The following is a 2,312-nucleotide window of genomic DNA, read 5'->3' on the forward strand; positions in this document are numbered from 1 at the left end:
GGCGAAGAGCTCCGGGATCGCCGCATGCATCGAGGCGATGTCGCGCAGCAATTCGCGGCTGAAGCAGGGCCGGCCGGTGGGCCGCAGGCGGCACCAGTAGATGCCGCGATCGGCGTCAAAGGCGGTGTCCAACGTTTCGTGAGTCGAGGCGGGGCGGGCGGGCTGGCTGGAACTCGCCAGGGCCTGGCGGGCGAGGGCGGGGAGGCCAGTGGCAATTGGGCTGCGGACAAAGGTCATGGCGTTTGCCTCGTCGGGGAAGCTCATCGGCGCAGGGAGCGGCAATCCTGCGCATCAACCGCAAGGAAATATATATAACAAAAAATTAACGTAATAGTTGCTTTAATCGGCGCGGGCTCGCAGCGCCAACAGCGCAGAGCGACCTGGCCGTGCTTTGCGAACTGTATGCGAGCAGCTTATCCCAAGAGCAATGAAATTCCGGACGCTGAGCTGAACGCGCTTGCCTGCGAACGCGACCTGTTCCGCGGTGATTCGCACTGCACGATCTCACCAACCAGCAGCCACCTTGAATCTGTCATTCAGCTGACTTGGGTACGCAGCGTCGCCGGCCTGCTGCTGCTACTAAAGAGGACGTCCAACCGGCATTTTAGATGTCGAACAGCCCTGCGGCGTTGTAGCCCTCCCCGTCTCCCGGCCAGCTATCACTCGTCGGACAGCGGCTTTCACTTCGCAAGAAGCGAAAGGCTTGTGCACCAGGAGAAGCGGGCCGTGCCCGCCACAAGTACGCCGCAGCTCTGAGACGCTATCGGGCGATGCAGATCCGCTCACGATCACGACGGGGAGCGACGGCCGGTCCAGGCGGAGCGCCCGGATCAGGTCGCGGCCCGCCATCCGCGGCATGTCGAGGTCAGTAACCAGGACGTCGAGCGTGTCGCCCAGTGTCTGCGCTGCCGCGAGCGCTTCGAGGCCATCCGAGGCGAGTGTCACATCGACGTCCTCGTCTTCGAAAAGATCGGCCAGCGAGAGCAAAATCAACGGCTCGTCGTCGGTGATGAGTAGCCGTGCTGCCATCACGAAGCCTCCCTGTCAGGCGCAGCGCGAGGATTTTGCGCGAAGAACGCCCGTTTTGATCAACCATAACGAAATGTCGCAAGGCCGGTTCGCGCCTCACGCCTTCGTCACGACGTGAGACCGACAATGCGTGTGTATAAGAACGCGATTGCAACTATGGGTAGCAAGAAGGGATGCTCATGCCGCAGCACGATGGGTTCCATGATCTGCTCATCACCGCCCTGCCTCAGCTCCGCGCCCATGCTCGCGCCCTGACCAGGAACTCCGCCGCTGCCGACGATCTGGTGCAAGACGCGGTCGCTAATGCCCTGGCCGCGCGCGACAGCTTCACCCCAAGCACCAACTTCCGCGCCTGGATGCATCGCATCCTGTACAACCGCTTCATCAGTGACACCCGCAAGCGGCACGCGACTGAGGACTTGGATCATGTGCCAGATGCAGTGCTCGGCGTCGGTGGTGCGCAGGAGGACCGGCTCATCCTGGGCGAGTTGCGCAGCGCGATCGGTCGTCTTCCGGCAGAACAGCGCGCGGCGCTTCTGTTGGTCGCCTTGCAGGGCATGAGCTACGACGAAATCGCCGAGGTGACCGGCTGCGCTGCAGCAGCGATCAAGACCCGGGTTTTTCGTGCCCGCCGCCAGCTTCGGGCATCGCTCCTCGGCAAGGTAGTAGCTTTCAGCAACGCGTCCGAGCGCTGCTTCGGCTGGACTGACAGGATCGGAGCAGCCCCCATCAGAGCGGCCGATTAGCAGCGCACCCGTAGCGGAGACGTGCCGCATGTCCCTGCTGTTCCGACTTCGCGCCGCTGCCCGTCAGGCGGCCGAAGTCACCATCGAACACGGTGGCATCGACCCCAGCGAGCTTGTCTCTCTAGCCCGGCAAATCGGCTCAACCACAGGAGGTAGCCCATGGACAGCTTTCCAGCCTTCCCGCTCGGTTCAGAGTGCCCCAAAGGGGACCTCGGTTGGTCGGATGAGATTGCTGAAGCCTTGGCTCAAGAGGGCGACAGGCTCCAAATGTCCTTCAGCTGGATCAGGGGTGATCTACAGCCGGGTCAACAACCTCCCTTCGACCCTGATCGCATCTGGGCTGAAGTAGACCTACCGGCGCTACTCGCTCGGGACGACCTGTTGCGCTTTCAGCAATAGATTTCGGCGCAGCCCGCGCTGATTTACTTCCCTAGGAGCCCGTCCCGGTAACCGGATTTTGGACTGATGCCGCTGGGGGCGGAGCGGCGCTCTTTCGATGTGCGCCGCCGCTGTGCGTCAGGCAGCGGCTGCCCTGGC

Annotated in this window: 2 protein-coding genes and 1 pseudogene; 1 reads left to right on the forward strand and 2 read right to left on the reverse strand. The window is 62.8% G+C overall.

Annotation, left to right across the window (positions count from 1 at the left end; all coding sequences use genetic code 11):
• A pseudogene (locus tag E2C06_RS36155) lies at nucleotides 1-237 on the reverse strand (hypothetical protein); the annotation flags it as partial.
• Nucleotides 238-579: 342 nt separating this feature from the next.
• Nucleotides 580-1,029, reverse strand: coding sequence for a response regulator (locus tag E2C06_RS36160; RefSeq protein ID WP_133293344.1), 450 nt, complete (start codon nucleotides 1,027-1,029; stop codon nucleotides 580-582).
• 173 nt (nucleotides 1,030-1,202) lie between these two features.
• Between E2C06_RS36160 and E2C06_RS36165 the strand changes: the two genes are divergently transcribed.
• Nucleotides 1,203-1,775, forward strand: coding sequence for a sigma-70 family RNA polymerase sigma factor (locus tag E2C06_RS36165; protein ID WP_338324268.1), 573 nt, complete (start codon nucleotides 1,203-1,205; stop codon nucleotides 1,773-1,775).
• The last annotated feature ends 537 nt before the right edge of the window (nucleotides 1,776-2,312 follow it).

The sequence above is a fragment of the Dankookia rubra genome (assembly GCF_004355005.1).
Classification (GTDB): domain Bacteria; phylum Pseudomonadota; class Alphaproteobacteria; order Acetobacterales; family Acetobacteraceae; genus Paracraurococcus; species Paracraurococcus ruber_A.